This window comes from Bradyrhizobium sp. USDA 372 (assembly GCF_053629095.1).
This window is the reverse complement of the sequence record NZ_JBRJHR010000001.1, coordinates 6,579,358-6,593,447: the sequence shown is the minus strand read 5'-3', so window position 1 is coordinate 6,593,447 and position 14,090 is coordinate 6,579,358. Positions and strand designations below refer to the sequence as shown.

The window sequence follows — 14,090 nt, the reverse complement described above, 5'->3', positions numbered from 1 at the left end:
AGGTCATTCCAGCCAGGTGGTCGAGACGTCGATCACGCCGTTGTAGATCTTGGGAAAGCCCTTCAGCCTGGCGCTCGACAGCGCGTAGTAAGTGTTCTGGAAGGTCCAGAACCAGATTGCCTCCTTGTTGATCAGGCGGCTGATGGCGCAATAGTCCTCGGTGCGCTGGGTGATGTCGGCGGTGACGCGTGCATGGTCCAGAAGCCTGTCGAGCTCGGGATCGGAGAAACCGGCGAGCGCCAGCGGGCTGCCGCTGCGGAAATTCGCGTACATCTGCGGATCGGGATCGGCGAGATCGACGATGCGCCACGGCGTCAACTGGAACTGACGGGTGAAGGCGCGCGTCGGAATCGTGGCCTGATCGACCTGCTCGATCTCCATGTTGGCGCCGGCGCGCTTCCAGAACTGCTGCAGCACCTGGCCGATCATGCGGCCGCGGGGCGTTGCGGTCACCAGCATCTTGAACTCGACCGGCTTGCCGTACTCCTTGATCAGCGCCTTGGCCTTCTCGACGTCGAACGGCAGCGCACCGTCGTCCTTGCACTTGACCCAGGAGCCGTCGCCGTAGGGATTGCTCGCAGGTCGGCTGAGGCCATTGCTGATCGCCTGCGACATCTTCGGACGGTCGATCGCCATCACCAGCGCCTGCCGCACCCGCACGTCGTCGAACGGCGCCACCTTGGTGTTGAAGGCGTAGACCTGCGCGCCCGAGCCCTTGTAGGTGTGCACCGTGAGCTTGGGGTCCTTCTGCGCCTTCATGATGTTGTCGGCATCGTTCTCGTCGTCCCAGATGATGTCGGCCTCGCCCGATTGCAGCGAGGCGAAGCGCGACTGCGCGTCAGGCAAAGGCTTGAGGATGATGCGGTCGAGATAGGGACGGCCCTTGTCCCAGTAGTTGGGGTTCTTCTCCAGCACCATGCGGTCGCCGGCGGTCCAGGATTTCAGGATGTAGGGACCGGTGCCGACGGGATTGCGGTTGTAATCATCGCCCTTGGTCTTCCAGGCCGTCGGCGAATGAATGACATTGTTCGAGCTCTGGATGGTGATCACTGCCGGCCAATTCACCGAAGGATCGGTCAGATTGAAGATCACCGTATGTTCGTCCGGCGCCAGCACCTCCTTGACGTTGGTGATGTAGAAGGCGCAGCGGCACTTGTTGGCGGGGTCCTTCTGCCGATCGAAATTCTCCTTGAAGGCCTGCGCATTGAACGGCGTGCCGTCGTGGAATTTCACGCCTTCGCGGAGCTTGAAGGTCCAGCTCTTGTAATCGTCGGAATGGGTCCAGGACAGCGCGAGCTTCGGCGCCGCCTCGCCCTTGTCATTCAGCGTTGTGAGCGTGTCGAAGATCGCGGCGGCGGCGGTGAAGGTCGAGGTGTCGTAGACGCCGACCTTGAGCGGATCGAAGCCTGCGATCTCCAGCTCCTGACCGACGGTGATGCTGCCGCCCGATTTCTGCGCCTGCACCGGCGTTGCCAGTGCAAATACCGCAACGAGGAAAATAGGCACGCGCTTGCGTGCCACGGCCGCCGCGTTCGTCATGGTTCCTCCCGGGATCCCGCGTCCGATGTTTCGGATCGTTGAATGACTCGGACGCGAGCTTGGCGACAAATGCTCGCCTCGGCAAGAGGAACCAACGAGAGTTCAAACGCCGCATGTGGCGGCGATGCGACTCAGGATGTCGCGGCTGTTTTGCCTGGCGGAATTGATACGCCGCTCGCAAGGCCGATCTCCTCGCGCAACGCGCTTGTGTGCTCGCCGAGCACGGACACGGTCTTGGCCGGCGTCGTGTCAGCCGCGGACATCCGAAACGGCAGGTTGAGCACCTGGAACGAGCCGCCCTCGTCCCGCACCTCCGAGAGCGCCCGGCGATGTGCAAGCTGCGGATCGGCCAAGGCCTCGGACACGCTGCGATAGGCCGAGGCCGGCACGCCGGCAGCACCAAGAACGCGCAGGCATGCATCGGTCGAAAGCTGCCGCGACCAGACTTCGACGCCATCCATCAGCTCGGCCCAGCTCTCGCGGCGCGCTGCATAGGTGGCGAAGCGTGGATCGGAGACCCAGTCGGGGCGGCCGATCACCCCCATCAGGGCCTGGAATGTCTTCTCGCTGGCGATCGTGATCATGACGTAGCCGCTTGCCGTCTCGGTCGGTCCGAACATCGGGCGTGGCGGCGGCGCCACCGTGAATTGCGAGCTCTGCAACTCGGTCAGCGTCAGCGACAGCATCGTTTCCAGCATGGAGACGTCGATGTGCTGGCCAACACCGGTCACGGTGCGCTGATAGAGCGCGGACGCGATCGCGCCGAAACCGTAGGTCCCGGTGACGACGTCGGCGTGGTAGATGCCGCAATAGTCCGGACGGTTGCGGCCCGGCTGGTAGGCGAGATGCGCCATGTCGTAGCCTGAGGCCGCGTGGATCACCGGGGCGTAGGCCGGCAGTTCGGCCGAAGGGCCGGTCTGGCCGTAGCCGGAGATCGAGCAGTAGATCAGCCTCGGGTTGACCTGACGCAGGCTGTCGTAGTCGAGTCGAAGGCGACGCATCACGCCGGGACGGAAGTTCTCGACCAGAATGTCCGATGTCGCGGCCAACCGGCGCACCGCCTCCTTGCCATCCTCGGACTTGAGGTCGAGGACCACGCTCTTCTTGCCGACATTGAGCTGGCCGAACGCGGTGCTGCAGCCGTTGCGCAAGGGAGGCCGGGTCCGCATCGTCTCCCCGCCGTCGGTCTCGATCTTGATGATCTCGGCGCCCATGTCGGCGAGCATCCGCGTGCAATGGGGCCCCGCGATCGTGGTCGAAAAATCCAGCACCCGCAGGCCTGCGAAGGCCTTTGTCGTCGTCCCCTCATGCTTATCTGCTAGCTGCATGCCTGCCTGCGTCCTCGGAACTCTTTGGAACCGTCGAAGTTCTTTGTTGTTGATGCGGCGACCCTAGAGGGCGGCGGCTGAGTAGGAAAGTGTTTACCGAACAGACGTGCCGCGTGGGCGGGCTTTGGAATTCCAGCACAACTGGACCCGTTCTTGCATAGCAGCAAGCGGGGTCTGAAGAGGGCGGCTGTTCTTGAGGGTCTTGTTCGTCACCACAGAGATGGACGACTTCGTCCGCGTTGGCGGACTGGGCGCCGTTTCCGCCGCCCTCCCCCGCGCACTTCGCTCCTTCGCCGATATCCGGATCATGCTGCCCGGCTATCGCGACATCATCGAGCAACTCACGCATATTCAGGTCGTTGGCCGCTGTCCTGCATTCGCGGAGATGCCGGCCTGCTCGCTCGGCCGTGCCGCGACCAAGGACGGCCTGCCGGTCTATGTGCTGTTGTGCTCGCAGCTCTACGACCGGCCCGGCAACCCCTATGGCGATGAATTCGGGCGCGACTGGCCCGACAACGACATCCGCTTCGCGCGCTTCGCCTCGGCGGCGGCTGAGCTCGCCATGGGCAAGCTGGACAAGAATTGGGCAGCAGACCTGATCCATGCCAATGACTGGCAGGCCTCGCTCGTCCCGGCTTACCTTGCCTGGCGCGGCGCCAAGCTGCCGTCGATCCTGACCATTCATAACCTCGCCTATCAGGGTCTCTTCCCTAAGGACTCGCTGCGGCGGATCGGCGCACCGGAGAGCTCCTTCCACATCGACGGCGTCGAGTTCTACGACCAGGTCTCCTTCCTCAAGGCAGGCCTCGTCTATGCTTCGCACCTCACCACGGTCAGCGGCACCTATGCGCGGGAGATCACCACGGCCGAGTTCGGCTGTGGCCTGGAGGGCCTGCTGCGCCTGCGCTCGGACGCTGCCGAGCTCACCGGCATCCTCAACGGCATCGACGAGAGCTGGGACCCACGCTCCTGCGCCCAGCTCGCCCAGCAATTCGGCGCCGGCGACTGGGTCGGCAAGAAGGCGAACGCCGACTACGTCCGCAAGCAGTTCGGGCTGGCGGTCTCGCGCGGGCCGATGTTCGGCATCGTCGCGCGACTCGTGCATCAGAAGGGCATCGACCTCGTTCTGTCGGCGGCGGACGAGATCGTCGACGCCGGCGGGCAGATCGTGGTCACCGGCTCCGGCGAGCCGGCGCTCGAGCAGGCCCTGATCGACGCGCACCGCCGTCGCCCCGACGCAATCGGGGTCGCGATCGGCTTCAACGACGCCCAGGCGCGGCGCATCTTCGCCGGCAGCGACTTCACCTTGATGCCGTCGCGGTTCGAGCCGTGCGGGCTCAGCCAAATGTACGCCCAGCGCTTCGGCTCGCTGCCGATCGGTCACCAGACCGGCGGCCTCGCCGAGACCATCAGCGACGGCGAGACCGGATTCCTGTTCTCGAGGCCGTCGCGCGAGTCGTTCCTCGGCGGCGTGCGGCGCGCCTTCTCGGCCTTCATGGCCCACGACCAGCTCGATACGATGCGCCGTAGCGCCATGGGACGCTCGTTCTCCTGGAGCATCTCGGCCGGCAGCTACAGCGCGCTGTACCGCAAGCTGGCGTCGGTGTGACGCTGAGGCGTTTCCGCATACTCCGTCATTGCGAGCGCATCCCTCTCCAGGTGTCATTGCGAGGAGCCCTTGCGACGAAGCAATCCAGATTCTTTCCGCGGAGGGACTCTGGATTGCTTCCGCCTTCGCCAAGGCTTCGGCGGACAAGTCGCTGCGCTCGCAATGACGACGCGGAGAAGGTTGCGTATCCAACGGCCCTCTCGTGCCCCGGACGCAGCGCAGCGCGTCGCCCTTGCGACGTGGTGCGCTGCTGAGCCGGGGCCCATGTCTCGACTGAGCTCGTGGCCCCTGGGTCCCGGCTCTGCGCTGCAACGCTCCACGCGTTGCAGCTTGTCCGGGACACGCCGGGAGCGCTCAGCGACGCACGTCCATCTGCGACCGGCCGATCCATGCGCGGTTGAGACACCGTGTCATCCAGTCGGGCTGCAGCTCGCCCCGCAGCCGCGCCTGCGCTTCCTGGTAGGGGCCGACATAGCGCAGCCGGTCAGGCAATTTCGGATAGGTGCGCCTGATCCACCGCAGTGCGTTGTCGGCGGATCGGATTCCGCGCGCGTCGAACTCAAAGCCGAAGCCTGCACGCAAGCGCTCGGGCAGCATGCTCGCGGTGAGCGCGCGATACCAGCGCGGCGGCCGCAACCACGGGCGTGCGCCCCGTGAAGATCTGCGTCGCGATCTCGCGTGCTGCGCTGCTGACGGTCAGCGTCTCCGACTGCGCCATCGCCGCGGTATAGGCGGCGAAGCCGGACCAATTCGCCGGCAAATCATCCCCCGTCAATCCGAACAGGGCGCCGTACAGCCTGGCCTCGCACCAATAGCGATCGCGCTCCTCCGCCGAGAGTGGCGGCAGCACCAGATCATGTGCCATGAGCGCGGTCTCGACCAGCGTCGCATGGACCCAGCGCAGCGCGGGGATGTCGTTGGCGCAGTAGCGCGAGCCGGCCACGAACGGACCCACGGTCTCGGGCATTTCGCCGACGATCATGCTGTGACGCCGATGCAGCTGCCGGGACGACACCAGCGCCCGGTCCAGCGAGCCGAACACCATCGTGAAGACGATGTCGAAGGTGCGATGGAAGCGGCCGATCGGATCGGCAAGGGTGCGCGAATGCTCGGCGATCGCCGCCGCCACCCATGGATGGGCCAGCTGCAGCAGCAGCGCACGGCCGGCGCCGAGAAAGATCACGGCCTCCCGGTCGATCTGCCAGGTCAGCGAGGCCGGGCCGAACACGCCCGCGACCGGTCCCGCCGCGTTGGCACGCAGCGTATCGAGCGACTCCTCCAGATCTTTCTCAGCGACCAATTGCAGGCCTCGCGACGAAGATACGGCGACCATACTCCGGACCGCGCGCCTGCGAAATCGTCGTCGTGCGAAGCTATGACGGACAGAGCCCTCACTCCGCCGCCATCGGCATCTCGTCCAGATGCTCGTGCAGCACAACGCCGGCGAGCGGGTCGAATTCGCCGATCCAGGGCTTGCGCGCCAGCACCGACTTCGTGTGCGCATAGCCGGCGTGCCAGCGCCGCGTGATCCCGGACGGACTGAAGTCGATATCCTTGGTATGGGTCTCGTGCTCGAGCTGCGGCGCCAGCAGCCGCACCACATGCATGCGGGTCGGGCAGCCGTAGCTCGTCAGCTCCCTCACCGCGGGATCGTTGCGCTCGCTCTCGGGCAGCCGCGCCGCAAGCTGGTTGATGACGTGGCGCAGGCGATGGGCCTGCTGCTGGCGCACGATCTGGCTCGCGATGCGGCTGGAATATTGCACGTCCTTGTGCCGGTTCAGCACCTCCGCCATCGTGGTCGGCTCCGGCCCGACCGGATTCCACAGATGCACGGAGAAGATCAGCGAGTCCCTGCGCGGATTGTCGTCGAACACCGCTTCGGTCGGCGTGTTCGACAGGATGCCGCCGTCCCAATAGAGCTCGCCGTCGATGCGCACGGCGGGGAAGGCCGGCGGCAGCGCGCCCGAAGCCATCACATGCTTCACCGTCAGCTCGCCGTCGCGACTGTCGAAATAGCGCATTTCGCTGGTGCCGACGTGAGCCGCACCGACCGTGAGGCGCGGCGCGCAGCGGTTGGCGAGATCGAAATCGACGAGCTCGCTCAGCGTCTTCTCCAGCGGCGCGGTCGAATAATAGCCGGCGTGATCGGCGCCCAGCGGATAGGAATCGCCGGCATGGGCCAGCGGATTGGGCCGGAAGAAACCGGCAATGCCGTGGGTCACGGTCGACCAATAGGCCAGCTTCTCGTTGAAGCCGGGAAACGCGGCGCGCCAGTCCCAGACCGGCTGCTGCTCCATCCGCTTCCAGAACTCCCGCAAGCGCGCGAGCCGGTGCTCCGGCGCGTTGCCGGCGATGAGGCTCGCATTGATCGCACCGATCGAGGTGCCGATGATCCAATCCGGCTCGATGCCGGCTTCGTGCAAGGCCTGGTAGACCCCGGCCTGGTACGAGCCGAGCGCGCCGCCGCCCTGAAGCACGAGCACGACCTGACCCGGCAGGTCGAACTTCTTGTGCTGCGAATTGTCCTGCGTGCCCATGTCTCGCTCCTGGTGAGCTTGCACCGTTCGAATATTCGACTTGCTGCGCCGGCTCATGTCAATGCGCGGTCCAACCGCCGTCGACCGGCAGCGCAACGCCGGTGATCGAGGCCGCCGCGTCCGTCGACAGGAAGACCGCCAGCGCGCCGAGTTCCTCGACCGTGGCAAAGCGCTTGTTGGGCTGCTGCGCCAGCAGAACGTCGCGGATCACCTGATCGCGCGAGATGCCGTGCGCCTTCGCCTGCCCGTCGATCTGTGCCTCGACAAGTGGGGTATAGACATAGCCGGGGCAGACCGCGTTGCAGGTGATGCCTTCCTCCGCAGTTTCCAGCGCCGTCACCTTGGTCAGGCCGACGATGCCGTGCTTGGCCGCCACATAGGCCGCCTTGAACGGCGAGCCGACCAGGCCGTGCGCCGAGGCAATGTTGATGATCCGGCCAAAGCCGTTCTGCCGCATCGCAGGTAATGCGAGCCGCGTGGTGTGGAACGCCGAGGACAGATTGATGGCGAGGATCTGGTCCCATTTCTCGACCGGAAACCGGTCGAGCGGCGCGACATGCTGGATGCCGGCGTTGTTGACCAGGATGTCGAGCCGGCCGGATTGAGCCACCGTCGCCGCGATCATCTCGGCGATCGAATTCGGCCTCGTCATGTCCGCCGGCGAATAGCTGGCCTTGACGCCGAACTCGGCGGCGATCTGCTCGCGCGTCCGGCCGATCTCGCTGGCGACACCAAGGCCATTGAGCACGATGTCGGCGCCAGAGGCGGCGAGGGCCCGTGCGATGCCGAGACCGATGCCGCTGGTCGACCCCGTGACCAGCGCCACCTTGCCGGCCAGCACGCGTGACGAAGCTGACGTCTGCGTCTTGATGGGAATATTCATGATCCGGACCTCTTCTGAGCGCGACCTGCGCCATGGCTGGAGCGAAAGGTGCGGGATCTCCGGGATTTGCGGAAATGCCGGCTGGCTTCCGAGTCCATACGTCCGCGCTATCGCAGGCAGGATGTCATTTCCTGTCCTGATCGGCTAGATTCTCGGCCGATTTCTGCTGGGAGCCGATCCATGGAAATGCACCAGGTCCGCTATTTCCTCGCGGTGGCGCAGCTCTTGAACTTCACGCGCGCGGCCGAGGAGTGCAACGTGACGCAGCCGTCGCTGACGCGCGCGATCAAGCAGCTCGAGGCCGAGCTTGGCGGCGATTTGTTCCGCCGCGAGCGCCCCGCCGCGCAATTGACCGAGCTTGGCCAGCGCATGCATCCGCTTCTGAAGCAGTGCTATGACGCGGCCATCGGCGCGCGCTCGCTCGCCTCCTCGTTCAGGAGCGGAGAGATCGGCGCGCTCCGCATTGCGCTGACGCATTCGATCGACCTCGCTTTGCTGATTCCACATCTCAACGAGATCAAGCGGCAGTTCAACCGGCTCGAATTCCGCTTCCTGCGCGGCTCGGGCCGCGAGGTCGGCGACTTCCTGAAGAAGGGCGAAGCCGAGCTCGGCATCGCGGCCGAGATCGACGAGGCCTGGGACCGGCTGGACGTCTGGCCGCTGTTCACCGAGAGCTTCGAGCTCGTCGTCGGCGACGGGCACCGCCTGGCCGGCCGCAGCTCGGTCGAGCTGGACGATCTGCGATCGGAGCTGCTGCTGAGCCGAACCTTCTGCGAGCACGCGCGCCGCATCTCCGCGAGCCTGCGCGAGCACGGCATCGACATCGAACAAGGTCATGAGGTTTCGAACGAACGCGATTTGATCGAGCTGGTCGAGGCCGACATGGGCATCGCCATGGTGCCGCACACCTCACCCGTGCCGGAGCGGCTGACCCGCGCCGCAGTCACGGGGCTGGACACCCGCCGCACCGTCAACCTCTATGGGGTCGCCGGCCGGCAACGCACCGCCGTGGGCAACGCCGTGATGCGCATGCTGCGCGGCGCCGACTGGCGCGAGATCGCGGGATAGCGCCGACGCTCAATTCTCCCGGCTCGCGCGCTCCAGCGCTTCGATCAGATCGTCGATCTCCATGCGCTTGCGGAAATCCGGATCGACGAAACGAGCCCTCACGATGCCGTCGCGCCCGACCACGAACACGGCCGGGATCGGCAGCATCCACCCCTCATTGCCGTGGAATTTCGCCATGTCCTGATAGGACAGCAATTGCTGGATCTCGGCGCCGAGCCAGATTGCGAGGTTGAGCGACAGCGCATAGCCGTTGTCGAGATCCGTCAGGATCGGAAACGGCGCGCCGGATTCGGCCTTGAGCTGCCCGGTATATTCCTGCGTCTCCGGCATGATCGCGACGACCTGCGCCCCCATCGCCTTGATGCGGTCCACCGACTGGACCACGGCACGGACATTGAGCCGACAATAGGGACACCAATGACCGCGGAAGAACATCACCGCGAGAGGGCCGCGCGCCTGCAGCGCGGGCAGCGACACGAGACGCCCACCCTCGTCCGGCAGCATGAACGGCGGCATCGGATCGCCCGGCCGCGGTGCGGTCTCGCCACCGCCGTTGCCGTTCAAGCGCGCGACCAGGCGATCGACCGCCTCGCCATAGGCCGGAAAGACCTTGCGGCTGGCATCGGCATAGGCGCGGAGCTGTTCGTTCAGCGTGCCGTCCATGTCGCGGCAGCGCTGGAAGGCGAGCCTGAGCTGTTCGGCGTCGGCTGGCGAGAGAGACGTCATCTTCCTGCTCCGGCTTTCTCTGAGGGCGAATATTAGTTTCCCGGTTCGCCCGCCCGCAAGAGGCGACCGCAATCCAATCGGGCGTGCTGGCATCGGACGCCGGATGCCGCGAAAGCGGAAATGCCGTTGCCCAATCGGTTCGATAGCTGCCGCGTATCGGCATAGCGCCGGGCTATCGCATCGAGAGCAATCCGGCATTTCAAGATGGAGAGGGTCTCGGGCGAAGCTCCTGCCATAGCCCGCGGCCATCAGGGCTCGCGGCCAACAGAGGAGACTTTCCATGTCTAGCCATCTCACAATGTCGCGCGTGGTTTGGACCGGCGTTGCCGCTCTCGGCGCGCTGACATTTGCGACGCCGGTTTTCGCCGGCGAATGTCCGGCCGGCAAGACCAAGCCGAACGCGCAGCAGATGGTCGACTACAAACCCGTCGGCGTCACCGACGTGACGCTCGGCGCGATCGATCTCGGCAAGCAGCCCGCCCATATCGAGGGCCGCGAGCTGCGCTTCCGCAAGCTGACCATCGAGCCCGGCGGCATCGTGCCCTGGCACAGCCATGACGACCGCCCCGCCCTGATCTTCGTGCAGCAGGGCGAGATCGTCGAATACGCCTCCAACTGCATCGACCCGATCGTGCACAAGGCCGGCGACATCCGCCCCGAAGTCTACGGCACCTCGCATTGGTGGAAGAATCTCGGCAAGGAGACCGTCATTCTCTACGTCGGCGACGTCCGCAAGGATCCCAACGACCATCACATGTGACAGCCTTAGGTGTCCCGTCATTCCGGGGCGATGCGCAGCATCGAACCCGGAATGGCCACTCAAAGAGAAGCCCCGTCATGACCATTCTCTCGGCGTCCGTGAAACCGACCGCGATGACGGCGGATGCGCACTCCCCTGGCCTCGCGTTTCGCTCGCTCGTGATCGGCCTCACCGCCTTCCTGACGGTCGTCGATCTCTTCGCGACGCAGGCGATCCTGCCCTCGCTGACGCAGCACTACGGCGTCACGCCCGCGGCAATGGGCTTTGCCGTCAACGCCAGCACCTTCGGCATGGCCACAGCAAGTCTCGTGGTGGGCTTCTTCAGCCCGCATATCGACCGGCGAACCGGCATCCTGCTGAGTCTGGCCCTGCTTGCGATCCCCACCAGCCTGCTGGCTGTCGCGCCCAATCTTGCCGTCTTCACCACCTTGCGGATCGCGCAGGGCCTGTGCATGGCGTCGGCCTTCGCGCTCACCCTCGCCTATCTCGGCGAGCAATGCAGCGCGATGGACGCCGGCGGCGCCTTTGCCGCCTACATCACCGGCAATGTCGCCAGCAATTTCGTCGGCCGGCTGATCTCGGCCGCATTGGCCGATGGCCTCGGCCTCGCCTGGAACTTCTATTTCTTCGCGGCGCTCAATCTTGCCGGCGCGGCGCTGGTCTATCTCACCGTCAACCGCGTGCGGCCGATGCATGCGACGATGCGGGCGCCTTCGCCCTGGTCCGCAACCATCGCGCATTGGCGCAATCCGCAGCTGCGCGCCGCTTTCGGCATCGGCTTCTGCATCCTGTTCGCCTTCATCGGCACCTTCACCTACGTCAATTTCGTGCTGGTGCGGCCGCCGCTGTCGCTCGGCATGATGGATCTCGGCCTCGTCTATTTCGTCTTCCTGCCGTCGGTCGTCACGACGCTTCTGGCCGGCAAGGTAGCCGCGCGGCTGGGAACGCGGCCCACGATCTGGAGTGCGCTCGCCGTCGCTGGGCTCGGCTTGCCCTTGATGCTGGCGCCGCATCTCGGCGAGGTGCTCGCCGGCATGGTCCTGGTCGGCGTCGGCACATTCTTCGCGCAGGCCGCCGCGACGGGTTTCGTCGGACAGGCCGGAGCCGACAACCGCGGCATCGCCAGCGGCGCTTATCTCGCGTGCTATTTCTGCGGCGGGCTGGTCGGTACGGCCGTGCTCGGCCGGCTGTTCGACAGCTTCGGCTGGCAGACGTGCGTCTGGGGCGTCGGGGCCGCCCTCGCGCTGGCGGCCTTGCTCACTTTCGCCCTGAAACGCTAGCGTTTCGCCGGCGCTTCCTGCGGCGGCTCGTCGTCGGCAATGGCGCGCCAGGCGGCGCCGTCGAGATCGTCGTACTGGCCGCTCCTGAGCGACCACAGGAAGGCGACGAGGCCGGCACCTCCGAGCATCAAGGCCAGCGGGACCAGGATGACCAGGATCTCCATCACACGAACTCCCGCGAGGCGCTGCGGGCGCGCAGCGAGTTCAGCATCACCAGGATCGACGATCCGCTCATGGCCGCGGCCGCGATCAGGGGCGTCACGACGCCGCTGATCGCAACCGGCACCGCGAGCACATTGTAACCGATCGCAAGCCAGAGGTTCTGCCGCATCAAATGCAGCGCCTTGCGCGAAGCGTCGATGGCGGCGACGACGGGGGCCAGCGGCCGGCCGAGGAAGACGAGATCGGCCGTCGCCTGGCTGAGATGCGCGGCCGAGATCGGGGACATCGAGACATGGGCCGCCGCCAGCGAGGGCGCATCGTTCATGCCATCGCCGACCATCAGCACCTTTGCGCCGCGCCGCTTCAATTCTTCGATGCGCGCGATCTTGTCGGCCGGCGTGACGCCGGCACGCCACTCGGGAATGCCGAGTGCATGCGCCGCCGCCTTCACCGCGGGCTCGCGGTCGCCGGACAAGATCTCGATGCCGATGTTGCGCTCCTTCAGCGCTGCGATTACGGCCTGCGCATCGGGGCGCAGGCCCTGGCGAACCGAGAGGATGAACTTCTTGCTGCCCTTGCTGAACGCCACGATGGAGGCCTCGGGATCAAGCGCGGCGACGCCGACCAGCGCCTCGGCGCCGCAGAAGGAGGGGCGACCAAGGCGAAGCGCGACGCCGTCGACGGTTGCGCGGACGCCCTGCCCGGCCTCCTCCACAGCGCCGACGATCGGAGACTTCGCACTGGCAGCCTGCGCAACCGCAGCCGCCACCGGATGATGGCTCGAGAGCGCGAGCCGGCCGGCGAGCTCGAAAATATCGGCGGGGATATCGGCCGCGTTCATGACTTCGAGCTCGGGCAGCGTCAGCGTGCCGGTCTTGTCGAAGATCACATGATCGGCTTCGGCCAGCCGCTCGATCGCATCGCCCGCATTGAGCAGCACACCTGCCCTAAACATCGCCCCCGAGGCCACCGTCTGCACGGTCGGGATCGCGAGCCCGAGCGCGCAGGGACATGTGATGATCAGCACGGCAACGCCGGTCACGATCGCATCGTGCCAGCTCGCACCCGCGACGACCCAGCCGAGGATGGTCAGAAGCGCGGTCGCATGCACCACCGGCGCGTAGAGCCGCGAGGCTCGATCGGCGAGGCGCATGTAGCGCGAGCGCGCCTGGAGCGCGTTGTCGAGCAGCCGCGTGATCTCGGCGAGCAGCGTCGCCTCGGAGGCGGCCGAGACCCGCACCCGCAAGCTGCCGGAGATGTTCATCGATCCCGCATAGACCGGCGTGCCCTGCTCGGCCGTGACATAGAGTGTCTCGCCGGTGATCAGGCTCTGGTCGATCTCCGAACGCCCTTCGATCACGGTGCCGTCGACCGCGCAGCGCTCGCCGGGCCGGAGCAGCACGATGTCGCCGGGATGGATCGCCGCGACCGGCACCTGCGAGATCTCGCTGGGCCCGACGAACTTCGCCGCCGTCTCCGCCTTCAGCGCCGCGAGATTGCCGGCGACCGCGCGGGTCCGCCGTCGCATGTTCTGGTCGAGGAAGCGGCCGACCAGCAGGAAGGTCAACAGCATGATCGCCGCATCGAAATAGGCATGCTCGGCGTGATGGATCGTCTCGACCACGGACATGCCGAGCGCCAGGAACACGCCGATCGAGATCGGCACGTCCATGTTGGTGGTCTTCGCCGACAGCGCGCGCCAAGCCGAGCGGAAGAACGGCTGGCCGGCATAGGCCGCCGCCGGCAGCGCGATCAGCGCCGACAGCCAGTGGAAGAAGTCGCGCTGCTCCGGCAGCATGTCCGAGACGTTGCCCGACCACACCGGGATCGACAGCATCATCACGTTCATGGTGGCAAAGGCCGCAACCCCGAGGCAGCGCAGCAGGAAGCGGGATTCGGCGACCTCGGTGACCTCGGCGCTCTCGGTCTCGAACGGATAGGCCTTGTAGCCGAGCTCTTCGAGCCGATCGATGAAGCGGTCGGGCTCGAGCGTGCCCGCCTTCCATTCCAGCGCGACCCGGCGGTCGGTGAGGTTGACGCGCGCCAGCGTAACGTCGGGGATGGCCGAGAGCCCGCGTTCGATCTTGGCCATGCAGCCGGCGCAGTGAACGCCCTCGACGGCGAGATCGATGTGCCGGAGGCCCTCGCCCGCGTCGCGGACATAGTGAGAGAAATCGCGCGTGACCTGCATGACGGAA

General features: G+C 66.1%; 11 protein-coding genes and 1 pseudogene. 4 read left to right on the top strand and 8 right to left on the bottom strand.

Annotated elements, in window-relative coordinates:
• Positions 1-3: 3 nt before the first annotated feature.
• Both AB7M16_RS30860 and AB7M16_RS30855 read right to left on the bottom strand, forming a co-directional pair.
• Entirely contained in the window at positions 4-1,539 is a 1,536-nt protein-coding gene (locus tag AB7M16_RS30860) for an ABC transporter substrate-binding protein (RefSeq protein WP_453946245.1), read from the bottom strand.
• 131 nt (positions 1,540-1,670) lie between these two features.
• Positions 1,671-2,867 carry a CaiB/BaiF CoA transferase family protein gene (locus tag AB7M16_RS30855; RefSeq protein ID WP_453946244.1) on the bottom strand — a complete coding sequence of 399 codons (1,197 nt, stop codon included), beginning with the start codon at positions 2,865-2,867 and terminating at the stop codon, positions 1,671-1,673.
• Positions 2,868-3,060: 193 nt separating this feature from the next.
• On the opposite strand from AB7M16_RS30855, the gene glgA reads away from it, so the two are divergent.
• Positions 3,061-4,476, top strand: coding sequence for a glycogen synthase GlgA (gene glgA / locus AB7M16_RS30850; RefSeq protein WP_212254765.1), 1,416 nt, complete (start codon positions 3,061-3,063; stop codon positions 4,474-4,476).
• A 354-nt stretch (positions 4,477-4,830) separates the two neighbouring features.
• On the opposite strand, the pseudogene AB7M16_RS30845 reads toward glgA, so the two are convergent.
• The 3 genes and pseudogenes from AB7M16_RS30845 to AB7M16_RS30835 all read right to left on the bottom strand — a co-directional run bounded on the left by AB7M16_RS30845 (position 4,831) and on the right by AB7M16_RS30835 (position 7,896).
• Positions 4,831-5,776 (bottom strand): annotated as a pseudogene (locus AB7M16_RS30845) (oxygenase MpaB family protein).
• A gap of 91 nt (positions 5,777-5,867) precedes the next feature.
• On the bottom strand, positions 5,868-7,013 hold the full coding sequence (locus tag AB7M16_RS30840) for a DUF3734 domain-containing protein (protein WP_453946243.1): 1,146 nt from the start codon (positions 7,011-7,013) through the stop codon (positions 5,868-5,870).
• Positions 7,014-7,071: 58 nt separating this feature from the next.
• On the bottom strand, positions 7,072-7,896 hold the full coding sequence (locus AB7M16_RS30835) for a 3-hydroxybutyrate dehydrogenase (RefSeq protein ID WP_453946242.1): 825 nt from the start codon (positions 7,894-7,896) through the stop codon (positions 7,072-7,074).
• Between the two features lie 180 nt (positions 7,897-8,076).
• Between AB7M16_RS30835 and AB7M16_RS30830 the strand changes: the two genes are divergently transcribed.
• Entirely contained in the window at positions 8,077-8,964 is an 888-nt protein-coding gene (locus tag AB7M16_RS30830) for a LysR family transcriptional regulator (protein ID WP_172783927.1), read from the top strand.
• A gap of 9 nt (positions 8,965-8,973) precedes the next feature.
• On the opposite strand, the gene AB7M16_RS30825 is transcribed toward AB7M16_RS30830, so the two are convergent.
• Complete coding sequence (locus tag AB7M16_RS30825) at positions 8,974-9,690, bottom strand: peroxiredoxin-like family protein (protein WP_453946241.1); 717 nt, start codon at positions 9,688-9,690, stop codon at positions 8,974-8,976.
• 280 nt (positions 9,691-9,970) lie between these two features.
• Here AB7M16_RS30825 and AB7M16_RS30820 point away from each other — a divergent pair, with 280 nt between their 5' ends.
• Entirely contained in the window at positions 9,971-10,450 is a 480-nt protein-coding gene (locus AB7M16_RS30820; protein WP_453946240.1) for a cupin domain-containing protein, read from the top strand.
• Positions 10,451-10,527: 77 nt separating this feature from the next.
• Complete coding sequence (locus AB7M16_RS30815) at positions 10,528-11,730, top strand: MFS transporter (RefSeq protein WP_453946239.1); 1,203 nt, start codon at positions 10,528-10,530, stop codon at positions 11,728-11,730.
• Here the strand turns inward: AB7M16_RS30815 and ccoS are convergent.
• Both ccoS and AB7M16_RS30805 read right to left on the bottom strand, forming a co-directional pair.
• Positions 11,727-11,894, bottom strand: a complete 168-nt coding sequence (gene ccoS / locus AB7M16_RS30810) for a cbb3-type cytochrome oxidase assembly protein CcoS (RefSeq protein WP_008550618.1) — start codon at positions 11,892-11,894, stop codon at positions 11,727-11,729. The genes AB7M16_RS30815 and ccoS overlap by 4 nt on opposite strands.
• A complete protein-coding gene (locus tag AB7M16_RS30805; protein ID WP_453946238.1) occupies positions 11,894-14,083 on the bottom strand; it encodes a cation-translocating P-type ATPase in 2,190 nt (729 codons plus the stop codon). Before AB7M16_RS30805 ends, ccoS begins: the two co-directional genes overlap by 1 nt.
• Positions 14,084-14,090: the final 7 nt, after the last annotated feature.

Coding starts and splice junctions, on each gene's coding strand:
- AB7M16_RS30860 (WP_453946245.1), bottom strand. CDS start 1,539: ATGACGAACGCGGCGGCCGTGGCACGCAAGCGCGTGCCTATTTTCCTC.
- AB7M16_RS30855 (WP_453946244.1), bottom strand. CDS start 2,867: ATGCAGCTAGCAGATAAGCATGAGGGGACGACGACAAAGGCCTTCGCA.
- AB7M16_RS30840 (WP_453946243.1), bottom strand. CDS start 7,013: ATGGGCACGCAGGACAATTCGCAGCACAAGAAGTTCGACCTGCCGGGT.
- AB7M16_RS30835 (WP_453946242.1), bottom strand. CDS start 7,896: ATGAATATTCCCATCAAGACGCAGACGTCAGCTTCGTCACGCGTGCTG.
- AB7M16_RS30830 (WP_172783927.1), top strand. CDS start 8,077: ATGGAAATGCACCAGGTCCGCTATTTCCTCGCGGTGGCGCAGCTCTTG.
- AB7M16_RS30825 (WP_453946241.1), bottom strand. CDS start 9,690: ATGACGTCTCTCTCGCCAGCCGACGCCGAACAGCTCAGGCTCGCCTTC.
- AB7M16_RS30820 (WP_453946240.1), top strand. CDS start 9,971: ATGTCTAGCCATCTCACAATGTCGCGCGTGGTTTGGACCGGCGTTGCC.
- AB7M16_RS30815 (WP_453946239.1), top strand. CDS start 10,528: ATGACCATTCTCTCGGCGTCCGTGAAACCGACCGCGATGACGGCGGAT.
- ccoS (WP_008550618.1), bottom strand. CDS start 11,894: ATGGAGATCCTGGTCATCCTGGTCCCGCTGGCCTTGATGCTCGGAGGT.
- AB7M16_RS30805 (WP_453946238.1), bottom strand. CDS start 14,083: ATGCAGGTCACGCGCGATTTCTCTCACTATGTCCGCGACGCGGGCGAG.